Origin of the sequence: Rhizobium sp. RU20A (genome assembly GCF_900155885.1) — a bacterium.
Lineage (GTDB): Bacteria > Pseudomonadota > Alphaproteobacteria > Rhizobiales > Rhizobiaceae > RU20A.
The window spans coordinates 429,831-452,707 of sequence record NZ_FTMB01000001.1; the positions used below are offsets into that span (position 1 = coordinate 429,831).

The 22,877-nt window shown below is 63.1% G+C and carries 19 protein-coding genes, 5 tRNA genes and 1 pseudogene; 14 read left to right on the top strand and 11 right to left on the bottom strand.

Features of this window, described 5'->3' with window-relative positions; genetic code table 11:
* Nucleotides 1-132: 132 nt before the first annotated feature.
* On the top strand, nucleotides 133-1,626 hold the full coding sequence (tig, locus tag F3H41_RS02105; RefSeq protein WP_149736924.1) for a trigger factor: 1,494 nt from the start codon (nucleotides 133-135) through the stop codon (nucleotides 1,624-1,626).
* Between the two features lie 67 nt (nucleotides 1,627-1,693).
* Here tig and F3H41_RS02110 read toward each other — a convergent pair whose 3' ends face one another.
* The 6 genes from F3H41_RS02110 to phaC all read right to left on the bottom strand — a co-directional run bounded on the left by F3H41_RS02110 (nucleotide 1,694) and on the right by phaC (nucleotide 8,360).
* Nucleotides 1,694-2,497 (bottom strand): endonuclease/exonuclease/phosphatase family protein, encoded by an 804-nt coding sequence (locus F3H41_RS02110; protein WP_149736925.1) that lies wholly within the window; start codon nucleotides 2,495-2,497, stop codon nucleotides 1,694-1,696.
* Nucleotides 2,498-2,521: 24 nt separating this feature from the next.
* The gene (gene sthA, locus F3H41_RS02115) at nucleotides 2,522-3,928 is read right to left on the bottom strand and encodes a Si-specific NAD(P)(+) transhydrogenase (protein WP_149736926.1); all 1,407 of its coding nucleotides are present in this window, start codon (nucleotides 3,926-3,928) and stop codon (nucleotides 2,522-2,524) included.
* A 140-nt stretch (nucleotides 3,929-4,068) separates the two neighbouring features.
* A complete protein-coding gene (gene radC / locus F3H41_RS02120; protein WP_149736927.1) occupies nucleotides 4,069-4,881 on the bottom strand; it encodes a DNA repair protein RadC in 813 nt (270 codons plus the stop codon).
* The gene (gene map, locus F3H41_RS02125) at nucleotides 4,878-5,717 is read right to left on the bottom strand and encodes a type I methionyl aminopeptidase (RefSeq protein WP_149736928.1); all 840 of its coding nucleotides are present in this window, start codon (nucleotides 5,715-5,717) and stop codon (nucleotides 4,878-4,880) included. Before map ends, radC begins: the two co-directional genes overlap by 4 nt.
* A 30-nt stretch (nucleotides 5,718-5,747) precedes the next feature.
* Nucleotides 5,748-6,467 carry a DNA/RNA nuclease SfsA gene (sfsA, locus tag F3H41_RS02130; protein WP_149736929.1) on the bottom strand — a complete coding sequence of 240 codons (720 nt, stop codon included), beginning with the start codon at nucleotides 6,465-6,467 and terminating at the stop codon, nucleotides 5,748-5,750.
* 54 nt (nucleotides 6,468-6,521) lie between these two features.
* Nucleotides 6,522-8,360 (bottom strand): poly(3-hydroxyalkanoate) polymerase subunit PhaC, encoded by a 1,839-nt coding sequence (phaC, locus tag F3H41_RS02135; protein WP_348532475.1) that lies wholly within the window; start codon nucleotides 8,358-8,360, stop codon nucleotides 6,522-6,524.
* A 102-nt stretch (nucleotides 8,361-8,462) separates the two neighbouring features.
* Between phaC and F3H41_RS02140 the strand changes: the two genes are divergently transcribed.
* From F3H41_RS02140 to recJ, 4 genes are all read left to right on the top strand, one after another.
* Entirely contained in the window at nucleotides 8,463-8,786 is a 324-nt protein-coding gene (locus F3H41_RS02140; RefSeq protein ID WP_149736931.1) for an SHOCT domain-containing protein, read from the top strand.
* A 231-nt stretch (nucleotides 8,787-9,017) separates the two neighbouring features.
* Nucleotides 9,018-10,235: an LL-diaminopimelate aminotransferase gene (locus tag F3H41_RS02145; RefSeq protein WP_149736932.1), complete on the top strand. Its 1,218-nt coding sequence runs from the start codon at nucleotides 9,018-9,020 to the stop codon at nucleotides 10,233-10,235.
* Nucleotides 10,236-10,418: 183 nt separating this feature from the next.
* A complete protein-coding gene (locus F3H41_RS02150; protein ID WP_149736933.1) occupies nucleotides 10,419-11,741 on the top strand; it encodes a homoserine dehydrogenase in 1,323 nt (440 codons plus the stop codon).
* Between the two features lie 55 nt (nucleotides 11,742-11,796).
* Nucleotides 11,797-13,599, top strand: coding sequence for a single-stranded-DNA-specific exonuclease RecJ (gene recJ, locus F3H41_RS02155; protein WP_149736934.1), 1,803 nt, complete (start codon nucleotides 11,797-11,799; stop codon nucleotides 13,597-13,599).
* 130 nt (nucleotides 13,600-13,729) lie between these two features.
* On the opposite strand, the gene F3H41_RS02160 is transcribed toward recJ, so the two are convergent.
* The 4 genes from F3H41_RS02160 to F3H41_RS02175 all read right to left on the bottom strand — a co-directional run bounded on the left by F3H41_RS02160 (nucleotide 13,730) and on the right by F3H41_RS02175 (nucleotide 16,255).
* Nucleotides 13,730-13,804: transfer RNA gene (locus F3H41_RS02160), tRNA-Glu, on the bottom strand.
* Between the two features lie 164 nt (nucleotides 13,805-13,968).
* Nucleotides 13,969-14,043 (bottom strand) — tRNA-Glu (locus F3H41_RS02165).
* A 220-nt stretch (nucleotides 14,044-14,263) separates the two neighbouring features.
* Nucleotides 14,264-15,493, bottom strand: a complete 1,230-nt coding sequence (locus tag F3H41_RS02170) for a D-Ala-D-Ala carboxypeptidase family metallohydrolase (protein ID WP_149736935.1) — start codon at nucleotides 15,491-15,493, stop codon at nucleotides 14,264-14,266.
* Between the two features lie 321 nt (nucleotides 15,494-15,814).
* On the bottom strand, nucleotides 15,815-16,255 hold the full coding sequence (locus F3H41_RS02175; protein WP_149736936.1) for a VOC family protein: 441 nt from the start codon (nucleotides 16,253-16,255) through the stop codon (nucleotides 15,815-15,817).
* Nucleotides 16,256-16,352: 97 nt separating this feature from the next.
* Here F3H41_RS02175 and F3H41_RS02180 point away from each other — a divergent pair, with 97 nt between their 5' ends.
* The 4 genes from F3H41_RS02180 to F3H41_RS02195 all read left to right on the top strand — a co-directional run bounded on the left by F3H41_RS02180 (nucleotide 16,353) and on the right by F3H41_RS02195 (nucleotide 17,871).
* Nucleotides 16,353-16,550, top strand: a complete 198-nt coding sequence (locus F3H41_RS02180; protein ID WP_149736937.1) for a hypothetical protein — start codon at nucleotides 16,353-16,355, stop codon at nucleotides 16,548-16,550.
* Between the two features lie 58 nt (nucleotides 16,551-16,608).
* A complete protein-coding gene (locus F3H41_RS02185) occupies nucleotides 16,609-17,187 on the top strand; it encodes a cold-shock protein (RefSeq protein ID WP_149736938.1) in 579 nt (192 codons plus the stop codon).
* Nucleotides 17,188-17,197: 10 nt separating this feature from the next.
* Nucleotides 17,198-17,680, top strand: a complete 483-nt coding sequence (locus tag F3H41_RS02190) for a DUF192 domain-containing protein (RefSeq protein ID WP_188129315.1) — start codon at nucleotides 17,198-17,200, stop codon at nucleotides 17,678-17,680.
* 115 nt (nucleotides 17,681-17,795) lie between these two features.
* Nucleotides 17,796-17,871, top strand: a tRNA-Lys gene (locus tag F3H41_RS02195).
* Nucleotides 17,872-17,933: 62 nt separating this feature from the next.
* Here F3H41_RS02195 and F3H41_RS02200 read toward each other — a convergent pair.
* Nucleotides 17,934-18,935: a GlxA family transcriptional regulator gene (locus F3H41_RS02200; protein ID WP_149736940.1), complete on the bottom strand. Its 1,002-nt coding sequence runs from the start codon at nucleotides 18,933-18,935 to the stop codon at nucleotides 17,934-17,936.
* Nucleotides 18,936-19,223: 288 nt separating this feature from the next.
* Here F3H41_RS02200 and F3H41_RS02205 point away from each other — a divergent pair.
* From F3H41_RS02205 to F3H41_RS02225, 5 genes and pseudogenes are all read left to right on the top strand, one after another.
* Nucleotides 19,224-19,300: transfer RNA gene (locus tag F3H41_RS02205), tRNA-Pro, on the top strand.
* Between the two features lie 132 nt (nucleotides 19,301-19,432).
* Nucleotides 19,433-20,713 carry an Hsp70 family protein gene (locus F3H41_RS02210; protein ID WP_149736941.1) on the top strand — a complete coding sequence of 427 codons (1,281 nt, stop codon included), beginning with the start codon at nucleotides 19,433-19,435 and terminating at the stop codon, nucleotides 20,711-20,713.
* A 158-nt stretch (nucleotides 20,714-20,871) separates the two neighbouring features.
* A complete protein-coding gene (locus tag F3H41_RS02215) occupies nucleotides 20,872-21,177 on the top strand; it encodes an ETC complex I subunit (RefSeq protein ID WP_149736942.1) in 306 nt (101 codons plus the stop codon).
* A gap of 52 nt (nucleotides 21,178-21,229) precedes the next feature.
* Nucleotides 21,230-21,306, top strand: a tRNA-Arg gene (locus tag F3H41_RS02220).
* A gap of 413 nt (nucleotides 21,307-21,719) precedes the next feature.
* Nucleotides 21,720-22,867 (top strand): annotated as a pseudogene (locus F3H41_RS02225) (IS3 family transposase).
* Nucleotides 22,868-22,877: the final 10 nt, after the last annotated feature.

Sequence of the window (22,877 nt, forward strand, 5' to 3'; positions counted from 1 at the left end):
GGAGGGTATGCGGGCATTTTGCTTGCAAAACGGCCTGTGAAATGCGTAAAGCCACACCCGGCATAAGGATCGGCTCAGATGTCCGCGCATCGTCAGCGCCTGGGCATCGCAACGTGAAATGAAGGTTTGAACATGCAGGTTATCGAAACGCTCGCTGAAGGGCTGAAGCGCGAACTCAAGATCGTCATCCCGGCCAAGGACATGGAAGCGCGCATGAACGAGCGCCTCGTCGAGGTCAAGGATCGCGTCCGCATCAACGGCTTCCGTCCGGGCAAGGTGCCGATGGCGCACCTGAAGAAGGTCTACGGCAAGTCCGTCATGGCCGAACTCGTCAACGAGCTGGTTCGTGAAAAGCCGACCGAAATCCTCAACGAGCGCGGCGAAAAGTCTGCGACGCAGCCCGAAGTGGCAATGACCGAGGATCAGGCCGAGGCTGAAAAGATCCTCGCCGCCCAGGCCGATTTCGAATTCACCGTTGCCTATGAAGTTATCCCGGCCATCACGCTCGGCGACGTCTCCGGCATCAAGGTGACCCGCGAAGTCGTCCAGATCCCGGATGAGGACGTCAACGAGCAGATCCTCAAGATTGCCGAGAGCGCCCGCTCCTACGAGAGCAAGACCGGCGCTGCCGAAAATGGCGACCGCATCACCATGGATTACCTCGGCAAGGTCGATGGCGAAGCCTTCGACGGTGGCAAGGCCGAAGACGCCGAGCTGGTTCTCGGCTCCGGCCGCTTCATCCCCGGCTTCGAAGATCAGCTGGTCGGCGTCAAGGCTGGCGACGAAAAGGTCATCACCGTGACCTTCCCGGCTGAATATCCGGCCGCCAACCTCGCCGGCAAGGACGCCACCTTCGACATCACCGTCAAGGATGTGGCTGCCCCCGGTGCCGTCGAAATCAACGATGAGCTGGCCACCAAGCTCGGCCTCGAATCGGCTGACAAGCTGAAGGAAGTGGTCCGCGGCCAGATCGAAAGCCAGTACGGCGCGATCACCCGCCAGAAGATCAAGCGTCAGATCCTCGACCAGCTCGACGAGCAGTACAAGTTCGAGACGCCCGAGCGTCTGGTCGACGTCGAGTTCGAAAACATCTGGCGCCAGATCAACACCGACCTCGCCCAGGCCGGCAAGACCTTCGCTGACGAAGAGACGACCGAAGAAGAAGCCCGCGCCGAGTACCGCAAGCTCGCCGAGCGCCGCGTTCGCCTCGGCCTCGTCCTCTCCGAAATCGGCGAAAAGGCCGGCGTCGATGTGAGCGAAGATGAAATGCAGCGTTCGCTTTTCGAACAGCTGCGCCAGTTCCCCGGCCAGGAAAAGCAGATCCTCGACTACTTCCGCAACACGCCCGGTGCCGCCGCTTCGCTGCGCGCCCCGCTGTTCGAAGAAAAGGTCATCGACCACCTGCTCTCCGAAATCTCCGTCACCGACAAGTCCGTCACCAAGGACGAGCTGATGGCTGACGACGAGGACGGCGAAGAAAAGACGTCTGCCAAGAAGCCTGCCAAGAAGAAGGCCGCCAAGGCCGAGGCTGCTTCGACCGAAGCCGCCGCCGAAGGCGAGGAAGCTCCGGCTCCGAAGAAGAAGGCCCCGGCCAAGAAGAAGGCCGCTGAGAGCGACGCCGAGTAACACCGGCGCTTCGACGAGATGACGAAAAGGCCGCCTCCGGGCGGCCTTTTTGCGTTTGGCTGTTGTCTTAGCGCAGGGTCAGCAAAAGCGGACGATGATCCGACACCTCGGGCTCCGCCACGACATCGAAGGCAGCCCAGTCAACATGCGGGTTTACGAGGAGATAGTCGGCGTACCGAACCGGCTTCGTGTAATGCGAGGTGCGCGTGTCCGTGAAACCGAGTTTCGTGACGAGATCTTCAAGACCGAGTGTCTTCAGGTCATCGAAGGTTCGGCTGTCCGGCAACAGGTTGAGGTCACCGCAAAGAACAATGGCTTCGTCCGGCTTCTTGAAGGCTCTGATGATCTCGACAAGTCGTTTGCACTGGCGGTCGCGTGCGGGTGTATCGCCCTTGCCGGAAATTTCCCGAAGACCGTGCACTTGGAAGATAACGAGGCTCTTCTGGCTTTCGTGGTCGAAGACCCGGATGCCGTGAAGATTGCGCGCGCGCGGGTGCGGTCCAAACGCGTTCGGCGAGTAGTCCTCATGGACAAATTCGAGAGTCTGGCCTGTGATGGCGAGGGAAGAGCGAACAAACGTCGCAAGTCCGAAGGACTGCCAATGCATTCCGGACCCGGCTGGCAAGAGGCCGCGCGCAAACGGGAAAAAGGATCCGTCATGGTCCGTCAAGGAGGCTTTGAGGGCCTCGAAGAGATTGGCCCGTTGCGGCAGGATGACACCATCATGCTCATAATCGAGCCACTCGGGCGTGCCGCGTAGCGAGCGTGACACTTCCTGAAGACATATGACGTCGGCATCCACCTCGGCGAGATAAGGTAAAAGTTTGTCGTAAAGCGCGCCACCCCAGCAGTTGAGGGAGAGGATCCGCATCATCTGCTCCATGTTTGCGCCGGTCTACACCGGCTGCGACAGATCCCCCATCCGGTTCCAGGCGTCGAGGCCGGCGATCTTGTAGGCTTCGGCGAGGGTCGGATAGTTGAAGGTGTTTTCGACAAAATATTCGACGGTGCCCTTGAGGTTCAGAACGGCCTGGCCGATGTGGACGAGTTCGGTCGCGCCTTCGCCGACGATGTGGACGCCCAGCAGGCGGCGGGTCTTCAGCGAGAAGATCATCTTGAGGAGCCCCGAATCGAGGCCCATGATGTGTCCGCGGGAGGTCTCGCGGAAGCGTGCGATGCCGCATTCATAGGCGATGCCGCGCTGCTTGACCTCTTCTTCCGTCAGGCCGCAGGTGGAGATTTCCGGCACGGCATAGATGCCGTAGGGGAAGTATTTCGGCGGCTCCTTGGCGATGGCGCCGACGGCGACGCGGGCGGCGATGCGGCCCTGCTCCATCGAGGTCGAGGCAAGGCTCGGGAAGCCGACGACGTCGCCGGCGGCGTAGATGTTCGGCACGCTCGTCTGGAAGGTCTCGGGGTTGACCGAAAGGCGCCCGCGGCTGTCGGCGGCAAGGCCGGCGGCCTCGAGGTTCAGCGTGTCGGTGGCGCCCATGCGGCCGGCGGCGAACAGCACCATCTCCGAATGCAGGATGCGGCCATTGTCGAGCGTGATGCGGCAGCGCCCGTCCGCATCCTTCTCCACCTTGTCGGCCTTGGTGCCGAGAATGAGCTTCATGTTGCGGTCACGCAGCTGGTAGGTGAAGTCCTCGACGATCTCCTTGTCGATGAAGTCGAGCATGGTCGACTTCGGGTCGATGACGGTGACCTGCGCGTCGAGCGCCGAGAAGATCGTCGCATATTCGATGCCGATGACGCCGGCGCCGATCACCACCATCGAGCGCGGCAGGTGTTCGATTTCGAGCAGTTCGTCGCTGTCGAGGATCGTCTTGTTGTCGAAGGGAATGTAATCGGGCCGGAACGGCTTGGTGCCGACCGCCAGAAGAACGCTCGTCGCCTTCACCTGCACGCTCTCGCCGTCGTCCTTGACGATCTCCAGCGTTTCGGGGTCGATGAAATGTGCCTTGCCGCGCATGTGCTGCACGCGGTTGCGGGCGAACTGATGCTCGAGAACCTCGACTTCGTGGTCGAGCGTGATCAGCAGGCGGCGGCGCAGATCGTCGGCGCTAATCTCCTGCTTGACGCGGTAGGCGCGCCCGTAGAAGCCGCGCTCGCGCCAGCCGGTCAGGTTCAGCGCTGTTTCGCGCAGCGTCTTGGAGGGGATCGTGCCGGTGTGGACGGAGACGCCGCCGACCCGTTTGCCCTGCTCGATCACCAGAACCTTGCGGCCGAGCTTGGCAGCCTGGATGGCACCACGCCGGCCCGCAGGTCCGCTACCGACGACGACGAGATCGAATTGCATCATGGGGGTATCCGCTGCTGGTGGTGGACAGGGCGAGAATCATTGTGCAGTGCCACAAAGTCTTACGCCAAAATCCTTAAGGTCAATGTACGACAGCGCCATTTCAGCGGGCAGGATGCGTCGCGATCCTTGCCGCCAACCTATCAGATCAGCCTGAGCCCCTTCAGGCTCGCATGGCCATCGCGACCGATGATGATGTGATCATGCACGGTAATGCCAAGCGGCTTGGCCGTGTCGATGATCGTCTTCGTCATCTCGATATCGGCGCGCGACGGGGTCGGGTCGCCGGAGGGATGATTGTGCACGAGAATGATGGCCGTGGCCGAGACCTCCAGCGCCCGCTTCACCACCTCGCGCGGATAGACGGGCGTGTGATCGACCGTGCCGGTCTGCTGCACCTCGTCGGCGATCAGCGCATTGCGCTTGTCGAGGAAGAGGATGCGGAATTGTTCGCGCGGCTCATGCGCCATGGCGGCGTGGCAGTAGTCGATGACCGACGACCAGGAACTCAAGACCTGCTTGCCGCGCAGTTCGCTCTTCAGCATGCGATGGCCGACGGAGGCGATCAGTTTCAGATCGGTCGCCACCGCCTCGCCGACACCCTTTACCTCCATGAGGAGAGCCGGCGCAGCACCGAAGACGCCGGCCAGCGTGCCGAACCGGTCGAGCAGGGCTTTCGCGATTGGCTTGGTGTCACGGCGGGGGATGAGGCGGAAGAGGAGCAGTTCGAGAAGTTCGTAGTCTGCCAGAGCCGTATCGCCCTGATCACGGTAACGCGTGCGCAGGCGCTCGCGGTGGCCGTGGTAGTGGGCTTCCTCCGGCTGGCCGGTGCGCGCCTTGGCAAGGCTGCTGCCAAGCGCCTTCTGCCCTTGCGCGACCGCCTTGGTCCTTTGTTCGGCAAAAAAGCCGCGTTCGTCCGAATCGAGCCCGTCTTTCTCCGGAGGCTCCTTGCTCATGCGGCCGCCAGTGCCGGAAGACCCGGACGATCAAGACCGGCCGGCGACAGCGTGAAGATCTCGCAGCCCTCGGCGGTCACGCCCACCGTGTGTTCATATTGTGCCGAGAGCGACCGGTCGCGTGTCACTGCGGTCCAGCCATCGGACAGCACTTTCACGTGCGGGCGGCCGAGATTGATCATCGGCTCGATGGTGAAGATCATGCCTTCGCGCAGTTCCGGCCCTTCATTGGCCTTGCCGTAATGCAGGATGTTCGGCGCATCATGGAACAGCGTGCCCACGCCATGGCCGCAGAAGTCGCGCACGACCGAGCACCGCTCGGCTTCGGCAAGAAGCTGGATCGCCTCGCCAATGGCACCGGTGCGCGCACCCGGCTTGACGGCCGCGATGCCGCGCATCAGGCAGTCATAGGTCACTTCCATCAGCCGTTCCGCGGCACGCTTCACAGTGCCGACCGGATACATCCGGCTCGAATCGCCGTGCCATCCATCGAGAATGAAGGTCACGTCGATATTGACGATGTCGCCCTCGCGAAGCGGCTTGTCATCGGGAATGCCGTGGCAGACGACATGGTTGATCGAGGTGCAGGACGCCTTGGTGTAGCCGCGATAATTCAGCGTGGCGGGCAGGGCACCATGGTCGAGACCGAACTGGAAGACGAAACGGTCGATTTCATTGGTGGTGACCCCCGGCTTGACGATGTCGACCAGTGCGTCGAGACACCGTGCGGTCAACTGGCAGGCGCGCCGCATGCCTTCAAATGCATCGGCCCCGTAAAGGCGGATGACGCCGGTATTCTTGAGAGGGGCGGCTGCCGCCTCGACATAGGTGACCATCTGTACACTTCCCGCTGCAAGGTGCGGATGTCATAGAGCAGTCATGGCCTGATCGTCCACCGGGATCAAGTCCAAGGCGCTGATTTGCTGCGGTGAAACGCTGCAGGAGAGCGCGTAAGCCTCGACGCCGGCCGCCCGCGCCCGGCGATAGGCACGCGCATAGGCCGGATCGAAATCGGCCGCGATGGCGAGGCGCGTGCAGTCGCCGCGCTGGACGACGTAGACCATTGCCGCCCTGTGCCCCTCGGCGACCATGGCGGCGAGATCGTCGAGGTGGCGTGCGCCGCGCTCGGTGGGACTGTCGGGAAATTCCGCAAGGCCTGGCCGTCGTGAGAAGTGGACGTTCTTCACCTCGACGTAAAGCCGCGCGCCGGCTGCATCCGTCAGCAGGAAATCAATGCGCGACTGCGCCGCATAACGCTGCTCGGCCTTGATCACAGGATGGGAGGAGAGGGCAGGGATGACGCCGGCCCTGATGGCCTCCAGCGCCAGCCGGTTCGGAAGGCCGGTATTGATGCCGACGAGCGTGCCGTCCGCCTCGACCATTTCGAGCTGGTATCGATATTTGCGTGTCGTCGTCTCGTGCGTCGACAGATAGATCGGTGATTGCGGCGCCGTCAGGCCCCGCATGGAGCCGGTGTTCGGGCAAAAGCCGGTGATGGCCTGGCCATCCTCCAGCACGGCATCGAACAGGAAACGCTTGTAGCGGGAGACGAGCCGGGCAGGGATGAGCGGCGGGGAAAACTCCATGCGCCGGGGCCCCTATTTCCGGAGGCGTCCGGACGTATCAGACCGCACGGCGGATCATGCCCGTGCCCGCACAAAGGAACCCGGCGCTTCCTCCAGCGTGTTCAGCGGGCCGCCCGGCTTGCGGGCCGGCACACGGCGCTTGTCCTGCTTCTCGATCCAGTCATGCCAGTGCGGCCACCAGGAGCCCGGCGTTTCCTTGGCCTTCTCAAGCCAGGCCTCATAGTCGCCCTTCGGTGCCGGCCCGGTCCAGAACTGGTACTTCTTCTTGTCCGGCGGATTGACGACGCCGGCAATGTGGCCGGAGCCCGTCAGGACGAAGGTGACCTTGCCCCCGAATGAACTGCTGCCGAGGAACACGGATTTCGGCGGCGCGATATGATCCTCGCGTGTTGCCAGATTGTAGATCGGGATTTTCACGTCTTTCAGGGAAATCTTGTCGCCTGCCAGCACCATCTCGCCGCGTGAGAGCTTGTTTTCGAGGTAGCAGTTGCGCAGGTAAAAGGAGTGGTTGGCCGCCGGCATCCGGGTCGAATCGGAGTTCCAGTAGAGAAGATCGAAGGGCATCGGATCCTGGCCCTTCAGGTAGTTGTTGACGAAATAGGGCCAGATCAGTTCCGAGGCGCGCAGCATGTTGAAGGCCGTCGCCATCTTCGAACCGTCGAGATAGCCGGACGCCTTCATGCCCGCCTCGATCATCTGGATCTGCTCCTCGTCCACGAAGACCTTGAGATCGCCCGCATGGGTGAAATCGACCTGCGTGGTGAACAGCGTGGCGGTGCGGATGCGCTTGTCGCCCTCGCGCGCATGCAGGGCGAGGGTGGCCGACAGCAGCGTGCCGCCGACGCAATAGCCGATGGCGTTCACATCGGTCTCGCCGGTGGCCTGCGTGATGGTGTCGAGGGCAAAGCCGATCCCCTCGCGGGCATAGGCTTCCCAGTCCTTCTGCGCGTGGCGCTCATCCGGATTGACCCAGGAAATCACGAAGACGGTGTGACCCTGATCGACGGCCCATTTGATGAAGGACTTCGCCGGGTTGAGGTCGAGAACGTAGTATTTGTTGATCCATGGCGGGCAGATCAGCAGCGGCCGCTTCAGCACCGTCTCCGTCGATGCCTCGTACTGGATGATCTGGCACACGTCGCTCTGCGCAATCACCTTGCCGGGGGTGATGGCGATGTTCTCGCCGATGGCGAACTTGCTCGTATCCGTCTGCCGCATCCGAAGGTCGCCGCCGCCCGCTGCGATGTCCTCGGCAAACATCTTCATGCCCTTGACCAGATTGGCGCCGCTGGAAGCCACCGTCTCGCGGTAGAGCTGCGGGTTGGTCGTGACGAAATTGGCGGGCGACAGCGCGCTGGTGATCTGGCGCACATAGAAGGCCGCCTTGTGCCGCGTGTGCTCGTCCAGGCCCTCGGCGTCGCGCACCATGCGATCGGCCCAGTCGGCGGTCACCAGATAGGCCTGGCGCAGGAAATCGAAGAACGGGTTCTTCTCCCAGTCGGCATCCGAAAAGCGCTTGTCCGGCTTGACGGCGGGGGCCGCCGCTGGTTCCTCGCCGCTCATTCTCATCAGGCTGCGCGACCAGATGCCGAAATAGCTGCCGAAGAGATGCGTTTGCGCTTCCAACGCACGCTTGGGGTCCGCCAGCCAGTACTCGCTGACCTTGGAGAGCGTCTTGACCATCTCCACGAGAGGTTCGGCGACGACGTCGGTCTTTTCGCCGGTCTCACGCGGGGCGAGCCAGGCGGAAGCGGCCTTGCCGAGATTTTCGACAGTGCGGGCGAGATTGACGGTAAAGGCTTCGGGATCTTTCAGAACATAGGGCTCGATCGCAGCCGGATCGAAGCCCGGAAATGCATCGCGAGCGTGCGTCTCGTTCTTGTTCTCACCCAAACCCCGGCCTCCCAGCATCTTGTTTGTTTTCTTGTTTTTACATCCTGCCTGAAAACGACTACAAGTGCCAGCGCCTCATTCGTATCAGACGGACCCGGGATCATGACCTTAGCCTTCGCCCGCCAGGGCCTTTCTGCCGCCCTGCTGGCATCCGCGCTCACCCTTGCCGCCTGCAGCAAGACGCCGCCTGCGGCTGATCCCGCGCTCGATGCGGAAGGCTTCCCCTCCGTCTATCGGCCGCTCTATGCCGCAACGACGCAAATGACCAATGACGAAGCCGCCAGCCAGCAGCAATCCCTGTCAGGCCTTGCCGCGCGGCGGGCATCGGGCGCCATCTCGGAAGCCGAATATCGCCGGCGGGTGGCCGAGATGCGCGCTCTGGGCGCGAATCACGGCACCGAAGTGCTTCAGGAAATGAACAAATAGTCCTTGCCTTCGGCAGCAATTGGACGCAAAGCCATGGAGTTGAAGGGCGGGCGGTTTCGGATTCGAGACATGTCCGCAATTTGGCCGCAGAATGTGGTTTTGTGGCAATTGGATGCGCCGCGCGCCTAGCCTGCGGGCATCCTTGAGAGGGGCCGAGAAGCCCGTTGAACCCGCGCGCCGGCGACGCGCCCGATGGCCCTTGCCGGATCTCGCGCAAACCGAGGTCAGAAGATGGAAGAGTTTCACAAAGTCCGGCGTTTGCCGCCCTACGTTTTCGAACAGGTCAACCGTTTGAAGGCGAGCGCGCGAGCGGCGGGCGCCGACATCATCGATCTCGGCATGGGCAACCCTGATCTTCCGACCCCGCAGGCCATCGTCGACAAGCTGTGCGAAGTGGTCAAGGACCCGCGCACCCACCGCTATTCGTCCTCCAAGGGCATTCCCGGTCTTCGCCGCGCCCAGGCCGCCTATTATGCCCGCCGGTTCGGCGTGAAGCTCAATCCGGATACGCAGGTGGTCGCCACCCTCGGCTCCAAGGAAGGCTTCGCCAATATGGCGCAGGCGATCACCGCGCCCGGCGACGTGATCCTCTGCCCGAACCCGACCTATCCGATCCACGCCTTCGGCTTTCTGATGGCGGGCGGTGTCATCCGCTCCATCACGGTTGAGCCGGACGAGACCTTCTTCCCGCCGCTGGAACGCGCCGTGAAGCACTCGATCCCCAAGCCGCTGGCGCTGATCCTCAACTACCCCTCCAACCCGACGGCGAAAGTCGCGACGCTCGATTTCTACAAGGACGTCATCGCTTTCGCGAAGAAGCACGACATCATCGTGCTCTCCGACCTTGCCTATTCGGAAATCTACTTCAACGACGATCCGCCGCCGTCCGTGCTGCAGGTGCCGGGTGCCATCGACGTCACGGTCGAGTTCACCTCCATGTCCAAGACCTTCTCCATGCCCGGCTGGCGCATGGGCTTTGCGGTCGGCAACGAGCGGCTCATCGCGGCCCTGACGCGCGTCAAGTCCTACCTCGACTACGGCGCTTTCACGCCGATCCAGGTGGCCGCCACCCACGCGCTGAACGGCGACGGCTCGGACATTGCGGAAGTGCGCAGCGTCTACAAGCGTCGCCGCGACGTGATGGTGGACAGCTTCGGCAAGGCCGGCTTCGAAGTGCCACCGCCGGAGGCGACCATGTTCGCCTGGGCGAAGATCCCGGAAAAGTTCCGCCATCTCGGCTCGCTTGAGTTCTCCAAGCTGCTCGTCGAGAAGGCGGATGTCGCCGTCGCGCCCGGTATCGGCTTCGGCGAGATGGGGGATGATTACGTGCGCCTCGCACTCGTCGAAAACGAGCACCGCATTCGCCAGGCCGCCCGCAACATCAAGAAGTTCCTCTCCTCGGCCGACGAGACGATGCACAACGTGATTTCGCTCAACGCCCACCGTTGATCGCACGCCGGCTATCCCTTACCAGACTGAGACTGACGCTCCGCCTTCGGGCGGAGCTTTAGAGTTTGTCAGGGATAAGTGGTTTCCGGTTATCCCGAAGAGACAAACGGCACGAAGGAATCGAGGGTCTGTCAGGGTTAGAATGACCCTGACAGACCCGAGTAAAAACAGGACGAACCGACTATGACGCAAGCTCTTCGCATCGGCATCGCAGGCCTCGGCACCGTGGGTGCCTCGCTGGCGCGCATTCTCACCGAGAAGGCCGAGATGCTGACGACAAGCTGCGGCCGGCCGATCACGGTCGTCGGCGTCACCGCCCGCGACCGCGACCGCGATCGCGGCGTGGATCTTTCCGCTGTCGAATGGCACGCCGATGCACTGTCGCTGGCCACCAATGCCGAGATCGATGTCTTCGTCGAATTGATGGGCGGTGCCGGCGACCCCGCCTACAGCGCCGTCAAGGCGGCCCTTGCGCGTGGCATCCATGTCGTCACGGCCAACAAGGCGCTGCTGGCCTCCCATGGCGTGGAACTCGCGACCATCGCCGAAAAGACCGGCGCGCTGCTGAACTACGAAGCGGCTGTCGCCGGCGGCATTCCGGTCATCAAGGCGCTGCGCGAATCCATGACCGGCAACACGATTTCCCGCGTCTACGGCATCATGAACGGCACCTGCAATTACATCCTGACGCGCATGGAGCGCGAAGGCCTGACCTTCGAGGCGTGCCTCAAGGAAGCCCAGCGCCTCGGCTATGCCGAAGCCGATCCGGCCTTCGACATCGAGGGCAACGACACCGCCCACAAGCTCTCGATCCTGACGAGCCTTGCCTTCGGCACGGCGATCGCCGCCGATGACATCTATCTCGAGGGCATCACCAACATCTCTATCGAGGACATCCGCGCCGCGTCCGATCTCGGCTACCGCATCAAGCTCCTCGGCGTCGCCCAGAAGACCGATAGCGGCATCGAGCAGCGCGTCCATCCGACGATGGTGCCGGTCGACAGCGTGATCGCGCAGGTCGATGGCGTCACCAATGCCGTCGCCATCGAAAGCGACATTCTTGGCGAACTTTTGATGGTCGGCCCCGGTGCCGGTGGCAATGCGACGGCCTCCGCCGTCCTCGGCGATATCGCCGACATCGCCAAGAGCCGCCCAGGCGCCCAGAACGTGCCGGCCTTTGGCCGCCCGGTCGAGGCGCTGATCCCGTATCACCGCGCCCAGATCCAGAATCACGAAGGCGGCTATTTCATTCGTCTGACGGTGGTGGATCGTGCCGGCGTCTTCGCCAGCATCGCGACCCGCATGGCCGAGCAGAAGATTTCGCTCGAATCGATCGTGCAGCGCTCCAAGCAACACACCGAGGGCGCCGAACCGCAGACGATCATCCTCGTCACCCACGCCACGAGTGAAAATGCCGTCCGCGCGGCCGTCGAGAAGATTAAGGCCGAAGGCTATCTGGTCGGCGAACCGCAGGTGATCCGTATCGAGCGTCCCAAGGCGGCCTGAGGCCGCCCGTAGAGCCGCCATGCCCGTGTCGGGGCGCTTAAGGGAAAGAGGCGAGATGGAAGAGCCGGCCGACCCGATCCAGCGTCCCTTTCTCGGTGTCGAACACTCCGCCCGTGGCAATCGCTGGATGGCGCGGCTTGATCAGGCTGGCGAGAACCGGGCGCTGGCGATCGCCCAGATCAACGGCATGCCGGAACTGATCTCGCGTGTGCTCGCCGGTCGCGGCGTCGCTCTTGACGATGCTCTTGCCTTCCTCGACCCGACGCTGCGCAGCCTGATGCCGGATCCCGACACGCTGACCGACTGCCGGCGCCTGTCGATGCGGCTTGCCGAGGCGATCGTCCGGCGCGAAAAGGTGGCGATCTTCGGCGATTACGACGTCGACGGCGCGGCATCCTCCGCGCTTCTGTCACGCTTCCTCACGCATTTCGGCATTGAGGCCGAAATCTACATTCCCGATCGCATCTTCGAAGGCTACGGGCCGAACCCCGCAGCGATCGGCCAGCTGATCGAGCGCGGCGCGCGCCTCATCGTCACCGTCGACTGCGGCTCAACCAGCCACGAATCGCTTGCGGTGGCGGCGGAGGCCGGCATCGACGTCATTGTCATCGACCACCACCAGGTGGGTGCGACGCTGCCGCCCTGCCATGCACTGGTCAATCCGAACCGGGAAGACGACCTGTCGGGGCAGGGGCATCTGTGCGCTGCCGGCGTCACCTATCTCGTCATCATCAACACGCTGCGCTGCCTGCGCGAACGCGGCGACCGGCGCGCCGGCGATTTCGATCCGCTCGCGCTGCTCGATCTCGTGGCGCTTGCCACGATCTGCGACGTGGTGCCGCTCAAGGGCCTGAACCGCGCCTATGTCGTGAAGGGGCTGATCGCCGCGCGCCACCAGCAAAACCCCGGTCTTGCGGCGCTCTTCCGCGTCGCCGGCCTTGGCGGGCCCGTCACGCCCTATCATTTCGGCTTCCTGATCGGCCCGCGCATCAATGCCGGCGGGCGAATCGGCGATGCGGCGCTGGGTGCCCGTCTGCTGACGCTGGAGGATCCGACCGAGGCCGAGACCATCGCCCGCAAGCTCGATGAACTGAACCGCGAGCGACAGGCGATGGAGGCGCAAATGCTGGCCGAAGCCGAAGCGGAGGCGATCGCCGAATACGGTACGGGCGAGGGCGCTTCCGTCATCATCACGGCCCGTGAAGGCTGGCATCCCGGTATCGTCGGGCTGCTGGCCTCGCGCCTCAAGGACAAGTTCAACCGCCCGGCCTTCGCCATTGCCTTTGACGCCAATGGCCGGGGCACCGGGTCCGGCCGTTCCATCGCTGGATTCGACATGGGCAGGATGGTCCGCGCCGCCGTCGGGGAGGGGCTGCTCGTCAAGGGCGGCGGTCACGCCATGGCGGCCGGCCTCACCGTGGAGCGCGGTCAGCTCGGCCGTGTCAGGACCTTCTTCGACGAGCGCGCTGCCCAGACAGTGCCGCAACTGGTCGCCGTCAAGACGCTGAAGATCGATGGCGCGCTTGGCGCACGCGCAGCAACGGTCGAGCTTGTCGATCAGCTGGAAAAGGCGGGTCCCTACGGCTCGGCCCATCCGCAGCCCGTCTTCGCCCTGCCGGCCCATCAGGTCATCGATGTCAGGCAGGTGGGCGCCGAGCATGTCAAGGTGACGCTGGCAGGCCTCGATGGCGCCCGCCTCGACGCGATCGCCTTCCGGGCCATGGGCACGGACCTGGGTCCCTTCCTCTTCGCCCAGCGTGGCCACAGCATCCATGTCGCCGGTTCGCTCTCGGCCGACCTCTGGCAGGGCAGCCGCCGCGTGCAATTGCGCATCATCGACGCCGCCAAGGTACGATAAGAGCCTCTCGATCGCGTCCGGATGGTGCGAGCAGGCGTGCCGTGTTCTTCAGATCGAACATCAGAAAACGCCGGTAGGCAGTTGTTGCTGCCCGGCTCATCAATGCTGGAATGTCTGGAATAGAACACCGTGGCACGCCCTAGGGGAGTCGAACCCCTCTTCCCAGAATGAAAATCTGGTGTCCTAACCGATAGACGAAGGGCGCGTCCGGTGGTGAGCGGACATATAGTGGCGACCGGCCCGCGGCGCAAGCGAAAAATGACCGGCGCCGAAGGTTTTTTATCGAGCAAAGCCAAATGCCTAGACGGGCTTCTTCACGACAAGGTGACGGATCGCAGGCAGAAAATATGGGAAAACAAAAGAGAGAAGTGGCACGCCCTAGGGGAGTCGAACCCCTCTTCCCAGAATGAAAATCTGGTGTCCTAACCGATAGACGAAGGGCGCCTGCGCTTCGCTTGTGGGCGTCTTATAGTCAGGCTCTTTTCAGACCGCAAGCACGAAACAACGATTTTTCTCAAAAAAATGACAGCCGTGGGATGCCTGTGGAAAAATCCGTTAACGAACTGAAAAATATGGGATATCTTTCGATGCTCTTGTCAGTCTGCAGCGTGCTGCGCAGCGCTTCGGCACAGGCAGGGCCGCCGATAGTGGCGGTCAAGACGCCTTACGACTTGCGCCGCCGACAGCGCCAGTTCCAATCCCGCTGCTCGCCAATGTCGATATGCACCGATTCCGTATGGCAATAGGTGCCGACGCCGCCCCGGCCCGGCATGCTGCGCAGGTAGGAGGCCAATTCCCACTTGTTCACGCCGGGAATTTGGATGTCGGCCGCATCGCAGGTCGCATGCAGCGAATGGCGCGCGCCGACCGGACGACGCGGATCCCGGAAGCCGGAGGTCACGACGAGCTTCTTGCCGTAATGGGCCTCGATCGAGCGCAGGACGTTCAGCAGATCCGGCTTGAAGCACCCTGTGTCCACCGTCCCCGTCTGCAGCCAGAGGCCGTTCGGCGCAAGGCGCGCGAGGCCTGGCAGCATGGCGACTTCCGTTACGGCCGGCTCTTCGGCAGCGCCGTCATCATAATCGTCGTAGAGCATGCGGTTGTGTTTGCCGGCCGCCGGCTGCGTCGCGCCACCACCTTGATGGGGCGCAAAGCCGAGCGCCGCCACTTCCGCCGCTTCGCCCCGCTGCTTGCGCTTGGCGGCGGCAAGGGCCGCAAGCGCCAGCGCATCCGGCGTGGTGCCAGGCGTGCCGCCGGTCTCGTCGCTTCCGCTGGTCGCAGGTGGCAACATGCTCGGATCGGCGGCCGCAACCTCGGCGGTTGCCGCTGCCGTCGCCGGCGGAAGCACGGCGCTCGCGCCTTGCTGGGGCAGAGCTTGCGGCCCGGCATCGGCCGGCACACTGCCGGTCACCTGCGCGCGGAACAGACTGTTGGAGACGGGTGCGACCTGCGTCTGCGGGCCGCCATCCGTCGAAACCAGCGCGCCGCTGCGCGCCGTGGTGGAATAGATGGGATTGGCCATGGCATTGACGCCGGTAGACTGCATGGCGAGCGGCTGGCCCGCCGCTGCAGCGGCCTGCAAAGGCACCTCGCTGGCCATCTGCTGTGTCGCCGGGTTAGCGCCGGCGGGCGCGCCGCCAAGTGCGGCAACGGCCGGATCGCGGTAACCGGGTGTATGGGTGGCAGGCTGCTGCGCCGGGTCGCCTGTCGCGGCGGCCTGCGCCGCAGGGGCACTCTGCTCAGCGGGCGCCGGCGTCGTTGCGGTGCTGGCGAGCAGGTCGCCCTGTGTTGTCGAACATCCCGTGATGAAGAAGAGGCCGGCAATGGCAAAGCCGGCAATGGCTGCGGATGCTGCGAGCGATTGACCTGGGGTCGCTCTTTCCGTCGATGACACGTCTACTGTCCTCCTTGACAGGCGAAGCCCGCTGCCCTGATCGGGCCGCAGAACCGCGCCGGCGGGACAATCATGTCCCTGGGGTCTTGCGGACGCCGTCCGCTTCCCCGTCGATCACCGTGTCCTTAAGAATGACATGGTTAATTCCCGCTGAACAGACAGCGGCAAGGCTCACGAACCACCGCGCCGCGCCGCCCCTCAGAAAGGGGCGGAAGAATCGCGGCGTCCGTCGTTCTGCCGGCAGACGTAAGCGGCGGGCATTGCCCGGGGCTGGCGTCGGGCGACGTGTCCGGGCAATGCCAAGGGGGGGAAGGCTTCCGCCTACCAGCTGCCCGTATTGGCCATGGACGCCCAGGGCTCCTGCGCGGGAAGGCTTTCGCCCTTCTGCAGGATTTCGATGGAAATGCCGTCCGGCGAGCGCACGAACGCCATGTGACCGTCGCGCGGCGGACGGTTGATCGTCACGCCATTGTCCATCAGGTGCTGGCAGAAGCGGTAGATGTCGTCCACTTCATAGGCGAGGTGGCCGAAGTTGCGCCCGCCGGTATAGTCTTCCGGGTCCCAGTTATAGGTGAGCTCCAGGCAGGGCGATTGTCCCGCATGGGCGGACGGCACATCCTCGTCGGCGGCCAGAAACACAAGCGTAAAGCGACCGCGCTCGTTTTCGTAGCGACGGGTCTCCTTCAGGCCGAAGAGAGTGGAATAGAAGTTGAGGGACGCATCGAGGTCCTTCACCCGGACCATGGTGTGCAGATAGCGCATCGAAATCTCCTTTGAGCCAAGAGGCTTGGCCGCGCGCGGGTCGCGCGGCACCGGCCGAAAGGTAGAGCGGCCTTTCGGCGAGCGGGAGTGGTACGGCATGACCGCGACGGATATTTTTGCGCCTGATGGCACCGCGCCTGCCGTGATCCGGGTCGACATTGCGTCGCAAAGTCCCGCCGCGCAAGGGCTTGAAGGAGATAGGACAGCCCGGCGCAAGCTGTGCGAAGTACCCCTTCGAGGGTCAAAAGTTCACGTGGAGGGCTTGCGTTTCGGCATTCAGACAATGTTAATCTGATCTTCAAGAATCAGTTAACCGTGTTGAAATGTGTCGCGTAGGCGAGGGGCTGGCAGGTATGGCGGACAGGTTTTCTTCGAAGGACGTCAGCGGCAGCGAAGACTTCGGCGCCGATGCACTCGATCTTGTCGAGATCACCGGTGTGATCAAGTGGTTCGATGTGGCCAAGGGCTTTGGCTTCATCATCCCGGACAATGGCATGCAGGACGTGCTGCTGCATGTCACGTGCCTGCGGCGCGACGGTTACCAGACGGTGCTCGAGGGCGCCCGCGTCGTTGCCCTGATCCAGCGTCGCGACCGCGGCTACCAGGCTTTTCGCATCCTCTCCATGGACCAGTCGACGGCCGTTCATCCCTCGCAGCTTCCGCCGGTGCGCACCCATGTGCAGGTAACACCCTCCAGCGGCCTCGAGCGCGCCATCGTCAAGTGGTTCAACCGCACCAAGGGCTTCGGCTTCCTGACGCGCGGCGAGGGGACCGAGGACATTTTCGTGCATATGGAAACGCTGCGCCGTTTCGGCCTGACCGAACTGCGGCCCGGCCAGGTGGTGCTGGTCCGCTTCGGTGATGGCGACAAGGGCCTGATGGCCGCCGAAATCCACCCCGACGGCCCGGCGCCCGTCACGCGCTCCCATTGATCGCATGCCGATGCTGCGCCCCGTCCTCCTAGCCGTCCTGAGCGCCATCTCGGCGCTCTTCCTGTTTTTGGCACCCGGCCATGCTGCTGATGGGGCCACGGTGCGCTTCGAGCGCGCGCCGCTGAGCATCGTCACCGCCGATGGCAAGCGGCACACCTTCGACGTCGAACTCGCCGTGACCGATGCGCAGCGTCAGCACGGGTTGATGTTTCGCGAGACCATGGCCGCCGACGAGGGCATGCTCTTCGATTTCGGCACGCCGCGCCGCATCACCATGTGGATGCGCAACACGATTCTGCCGCTCGACATGATCTTTATCGATCCCTCCGGAGAAATTCTTTCCATTCACAAGGATGCCGAACCCTTTTCCGAATCGATCATCGACAGCGGCGCGCCGGCTGCCTTCGTGCTCGAACTCAACGCCGGCATCACCGGCGATCTCAACATTCGCCGCGGTGACCGCGTCGAAAACGAGCGTATTCCGCTTCGCTAGCCTGGCAGACGCCGTGAAAAGCACAAATCCGCGCCCTGCCGATTTTTCGGTTGACCGGCCGGGAAAGCCTGTGCATATCTCCGCGCACTTTCAAGGCGTTTGATGACGCCTTCGGGAGCGCGTAGCTCAGTCGGTAGAGCAACTGACTTTTAATCAGTAGGTCCAGGGTTCGAATCCCTGCGCGCTCACCACAAGACATTGATTCCACTCTGCTTATAAAATCTTGCACTCGCCCGAATGTCCGGCGGCCTGCTCAGGCATGCCCCGCTTCCGGTTCGGATGCAGGGGCGTGTCCGGCGCGGCGCCAGGCGAGCGGGCTTTCGCCGAAACTGCGCTTGAAGGCGCGGCTGAAGGCGGAAAGGCTGTCGAAGCCGGTGCGAAGGGCGATTTCCCTGAGTGGCGCGCGCGTATCGCGCACCAGCCGCTGCGCCGCCTGCAGCCGGAGCCTCAGATAATAGGCGCCGGGGCTGGTCTCCATGCCGCGCGCAAAGAGCGTGTCGAGCTTGCGGTCGGAGACACCGATCCGGCGCGCCACGGCGCTGACGGCCAGCGGGTGTTCGATCGTGCGTTCCATCAGGCGGATGGCGCGTGCCAGTTCCGGGTCGGCCGCCGCCATGCGACCGAGCGAGACGAGGGGCTGGGCATCGTCGGCGGCATGGGTCTCGTCATAGACGAAGAGGCTGGCCACATCGAGCGCCGTTGCCGAGCCCACGCGGTCGCGAATGAGATGCAGCATCATGTCGAGCGTTGGCGACGCGCCGCCGGACGTCCAGAACCGCCCGTCAATCACGAATCGATCGGCCATGACGCTGAGCGTCGGAAAGCGTGAGGCGAAATCCTCCAGTTCCTCCCAGTGGGCCGTCGCCCGCCGCCCGTCGATCAGCCCGGAGCCTGCCAGCAGGAAACAGCCCGATTCGACCCCGGCGACGACGCCGCCCAGCCGTGCGGCGGCCTGGAGCCTGCGAATAAAGCGCCGACCCGCATGGCGCTCGATGTGGAAGCCGGCGATCACGATCAGCACTTCGCCGAAGAACGGCTCTACAAAGGCCCCGTCCACGGCGATCTGAAGCCCGCAGGTCAACGTGACCGGCTTGCCATCGGGCGACAGCAACCGCCAGCGAAACACGGTGCGTGCCGTGACGCGATTGGCGGCGCGCATGGGATCGAGCACCGAGGCCAGCGACATGATCGAGGATTCCGGCAGGACGACGACAGAAACCTCGATGGGAGGCCGGGGGCGGGGGCGCTGGGTCATGCGGGAAATGTCAATTCTCCTGCGGCTTTTGTCAAATCATCGCGCTGCAATGCGCGCAATCTGTCCTTGCCAATCACCACGAGGCCGATGCAGCGCGGCTGGTGGTGTCCCCTGATCCGACATTTGAGCGGACGGGCCGGCCGGTCCCCGAAGACCGCCGGCCCGCATTTTTTTCGGGCGCGCGGCGCCGCCGCCGTCGCCAATCCCTCTTTCCGTCCCTGCCTGATATCGGTGGATGACGCATTTTAAGTTGCGACCCGCTGACGACTTGTGTATGCCGCCTCTCATCGGAGTGTAGCGCAGTCTGGTAGCGCATCTGGTTTGGGACCAGAGGGTCGGGAGTTCGAATCTCTCCACTCCGACCACTCCCTTCAAGACCTTCACAAAAGCTTCTCTTGCCATGACGCGCCGCGCATGGCATCAGGCGCGCTCTTTTGGGCGCACCTTTTCCCGTTGTGCCCGTCTTCCCGTCCATCGATGACAGTCAGGAGGGCGCCATGCGGCGAGCCTTGGGGTTTGATTTTGGCACGACGAATTCGCTGATCGCGGAAGCGAGCGGCGACGAGACGCGCTCCATGGTGTTCGAGAGCGCCGCCGGCCGCTCCGATACGCTGCGCACCGCGCTTTCCTATCTCCGCAAGGGCAATCTCGGCCTTTCGGTGGAAGCCGGGCAGGCGGCGATCCGCCAGTTCATCGACAATCCCGGCGACTGCCGCTTTCTCCAGTCGATCAAGACCTTCGCGGCAAGCCCGCTCTTCCAGGCCACGCAGATCTTCGCGCATCGGGCGAGCTTCGAAGACCTGATGGCGACGTTTGTCGAGCGCCTCAAGACCTATGCGGGTCCGGAATGGCCGGAGGAGCCCGGCCGCCTCGTGGTTGGCCGTCCCGTTGCCTTTGCCGGCGCGACACCCGATGAGGCTCTGGCGCTCAGCCGCTACAACGAGGCCCTGTCGCGATTCGGCTTTCCCGAGATCCATTATGTCTATGAACCCGTGGCGGCCGCCTTCTTTTTCGCCCGCAAGCTGAAGCAGGATGCGACCGTGCTGGTCGCCGATTTCGGCGGCGGCACGACGGACTATTCGCTGATCCGGTTCGAGACCGAGGCGGGGCGCCTCAAGGCAACGCCTATCGGCCACGCCGGTGTCGGCATTGCCGGCGATCATTTCGATTTCCGTATCATCGACAACATCGTCTCGCCCGCCATCGGCAAGGGCGGCACCTTCCGCAGTTTCGACAAGAGGCTCGAGATCCCGAGCGGCTACTACGCCAATTTCGGCCGCTGGAATCAGCTCTCGATCTTCAAGACGACCCGCGAATTCCAGGAACTGAAGGGACTCGTGCGCGCCGCCGACGAGCCGGAAAAGCTCGAACTCTTCATCGACCTCGTCGACCACGACGAAGGCTTCCCGCTCTATCAGGCCGTCTCCTCGCTGAAGATGGCGCTCTCGTCTGAGGAGGAGGCCACCTTCGACTTCGCCCCGCTCGGCCCTGCCGGCCGCGCGCGCGTGCGCCGCGCCGATTTCGAAAGCTGGATCGCGCCGGAACTTGCCCGCATCGAAGGGGCGCTCGACGATGTCCTGATGAAGACCGAGACGCCGGCCGGCGCCATCGACAAGGTGTTCCTCACCGGCGGCACCTCCTTCGTCCCAGCCGTCAGGCGCCTTTTCGAGAACCGCTTCGAGCGCTCGCGAATCGAAAGCGGCGGCGAGCTTCTGTCCATCGCCCACGGCCTTGCCCTCATCGGCCAGCGCGACGACATCGATGCCTGGACGGCCTGACCATCCTTCTTTGTCCGCGCGCCGCTGCCATTTACGGTGAAACTGCGCGGGCAGGGCAGGCAGGTCATTCCGTTTTCATTCTTTCTGCGCTAAAGGAAGGCGAAAGCGGGGCGCGTCACGGCGCGCCCGTCCAAGGATCATTTCGGAGCAGGTGAGACATGTCCGCCAAGATCTATCGCCCGGCCAAGACCGCCATGCAGTCGGGCAAGGCCAAGACGCATCTGTGGGTGCTGGAATTCGACCAGGAAAAGCCGCGCACCATCGACCCGATCATGGGCTATACGAGCTCGCGCGACACGCGCCAGCAGGTCAAGCTGACCTTCGAGACCGCCGAGCAGGCCATCGCCTACGCCGAAAAGAACGGGATCGACTACCGCGTCATCGCGCCGAAGGAAGCCACCCGCAAGGCCGTCTCCTACACCGACAACTTCCGCTTCAACCGCCTCCAGCCCTGGACGCACTGAAGCCGCCTTCGCCCCGGACGCTGCGCCTCCCGCAACTGTCCGCAGGCCGGCAGGCCCCTTAGCTCAACTGGATAGAGCAGCTGCCTTCTAAGCAGCAGGTCGCAGGTTCGAGTCCTGCAGGGGTCGCCAATTAACGCTTTGTCCATTCTCGAATGCGCGGCCTCAAGCGAGGCTACGTCTAGCGATGCTCGTGTCGTCAATCATCCAAAAGGGCGTCCCCACGAATACCGACACGCCGATAGGCTACCACCTGGCCGTCACTTCTATAGTCGAAGTCCAGCCAATTTCAGGTGGTTCCTGACAGCCTCTGCCGCGCCATGTTCCGCGCCTAACCAGATCAAACGTTGCCATCCGTTGGCGGCCAATTCGAGCATTGTCGATGGCGCTTAACTGTGCAGGCGGCCTAAGCCAAATCTGTGCAGTTTAAGGCCGCTCTCAGGCAGGTATCTCCACGGTTGTCACAGTGAGAACGATGGAACTGGCCTGCTGCCGGTTTCTTGGACACCGAGTTAAGGTGCTTCCAATGAAACTGGAGTGCATGAATGCAACGAAGGAAGTTCAGCCGCGAGTACAAGCTTGAGGCGGTGAGATTGGTTTGAGAGCGTGGGGTCGGCGTTGCGCAGGCATCCCGCGATCTGGATGTTCATGAGAATGTCCTGCGCAAGTGGGTCAGGGAATATGGTTCGGACCCAGCACAGGCGTTTCCTGGTCAGGGACAGATGAAGCCTGAGCAGCTTGAGATCGAGAGGCTTCGGAAAGAAGTGGCCAAGCTGAAGGCGGAGCGTGACATCTTAAAAAAGGCCACCGCCTACTTTGCGAAGGACGTGATATGAAGTTCGCGTTCATTGCAAAGCACCGTTCGATCTGGCCGGTGGCATGGCTCTGCGAAGCGCTGGGTGTATCGCGTTCCGGCTTTCATGCGTGGTTAAACCGCTCTCCGAGCCAGCATGCTCGGTATGACGAGGCTCTGCTCGACAAGATCAAGGACAGCTTCAAGGATAGCGACCGCACCTACGGCGCACGGCGTGTCTGGCACGACCTCCTCGCCGAAGGCCTCTCCTGTGGTCTGCATCGCGTCGAGCGTCTCATGCGCGACAATGCATTGAGAGCAAGGCCGAGACGGCGTGGCTTGCCGAAAGACGACGGTGAGCGCCCGGTCATCATGCCGAATGTGCTAGACCGACAGTTCGCGGCAGCAAGACCGAACCAGAAGTGGGTGGCCGATTTTACCTATCTATGGACGGCTGAGGGCTGGCTCTATGTGGCCGTCGTCATCGATCTGTTCTCGCGACGTGTTGTTGGTTGGTCGATGAACACCACCATGACAGCCCAGCTCGTTACAGATGCGTTGATCATGGCCATCTGGCGCAGAGGCAAGCCGGATGCGCTCCTCCACCATTCTGACCAGGGTAGCCAATACACAAGCGAGCAGTTCCAGCGTCTCATGGCCGACCACGGCATCACATGCTCGATGAGCCGATCCGGCAATGTCTGGGACAATGCCGCGATGGAAAGCTTCTTCTCATCACTCAAAACGGAAAGGACAACTCGCAAGGTCTATAGGACCAAGGACGATGCAAAGGCGGACGTGTTCGATTACATCGAGCGCTTCTACAATCCAAAGCGTTGCCATTCGACACTGGGCTACCTCAGCCCTATGGAATTTGAAAACAAGGTGGGATTAGCCTAAGTCGGTGTCC

Bases quoted from the DNA above. Each gene is read 5' to 3' on its own strand.
- F3H41_RS02180 (WP_149736937.1), top strand. From the start codon at position 16,353: ATGACCGCGACGGATATTTTTGCGCCTGATGGCACCGCGCCTGCCGTG.
- F3H41_RS02210 (WP_149736941.1), top strand. From the start codon at position 19,433: ATGCGGCGAGCCTTGGGGTTTGATTTTGGCACGACGAATTCGCTGATC.
- recJ (WP_149736934.1), top strand. From the start codon at position 11,797: ATGGAAGAGCCGGCCGACCCGATCCAGCGTCCCTTTCTCGGTGTCGAA.
- sthA (WP_149736926.1), bottom strand. From the start codon at position 3,928: ATGATGCAATTCGATCTCGTCGTCGTCGGTAGCGGACCTGCGGGCCGG.
- F3H41_RS02190 (WP_188129315.1), top strand. From the start codon at position 17,198: ATGCTGCGCCCCGTCCTCCTAGCCGTCCTGAGCGCCATCTCGGCGCTC.
- tig (WP_149736924.1), top strand. From the start codon at position 133: ATGCAGGTTATCGAAACGCTCGCTGAAGGGCTGAAGCGCGAACTCAAG.
- F3H41_RS02215 (WP_149736942.1), top strand. From the start codon at position 20,872: ATGTCCGCCAAGATCTATCGCCCGGCCAAGACCGCCATGCAGTCGGGC.
- F3H41_RS02110 (WP_149736925.1), bottom strand. From the start codon at position 2,497: ATGCGGATCCTCTCCCTCAACTGCTGGGGTGGCGCGCTTTACGACAAA.
- F3H41_RS02200 (WP_149736940.1), bottom strand. From the start codon at position 18,935: ATGACCCAGCGCCCCCGCCCCCGGCCTCCCATCGAGGTTTCTGTCGTC.
- radC (WP_149736927.1), bottom strand. From the start codon at position 4,881: ATGAGCAAGGAGCCTCCGGAGAAAGACGGGCTCGATTCGGACGAACGC.
- F3H41_RS02175 (WP_149736936.1), bottom strand. From the start codon at position 16,255: ATGCGCTATCTGCACACCATGGTCCGGGTGAAGGACCTCGATGCGTCC.
- F3H41_RS02150 (WP_149736933.1), top strand. From the start codon at position 10,419: ATGACGCAAGCTCTTCGCATCGGCATCGCAGGCCTCGGCACCGTGGGT.
- F3H41_RS02185 (WP_149736938.1), top strand. From the start codon at position 16,609: ATGGCGGACAGGTTTTCTTCGAAGGACGTCAGCGGCAGCGAAGACTTC.
- F3H41_RS02140 (WP_149736931.1), top strand. From the start codon at position 8,463: ATGACCTTAGCCTTCGCCCGCCAGGGCCTTTCTGCCGCCCTGCTGGCA.
- F3H41_RS02145 (WP_149736932.1), top strand. From the start codon at position 9,018: ATGGAAGAGTTTCACAAAGTCCGGCGTTTGCCGCCCTACGTTTTCGAA.
- sfsA (WP_149736929.1), bottom strand. From the start codon at position 6,467: ATGGAGTTTTCCCCGCCGCTCATCCCTGCCCGGCTCGTCTCCCGCTAC.
- map (WP_149736928.1), bottom strand. From the start codon at position 5,717: ATGGTCACCTATGTCGAGGCGGCAGCCGCCCCTCTCAAGAATACCGGC.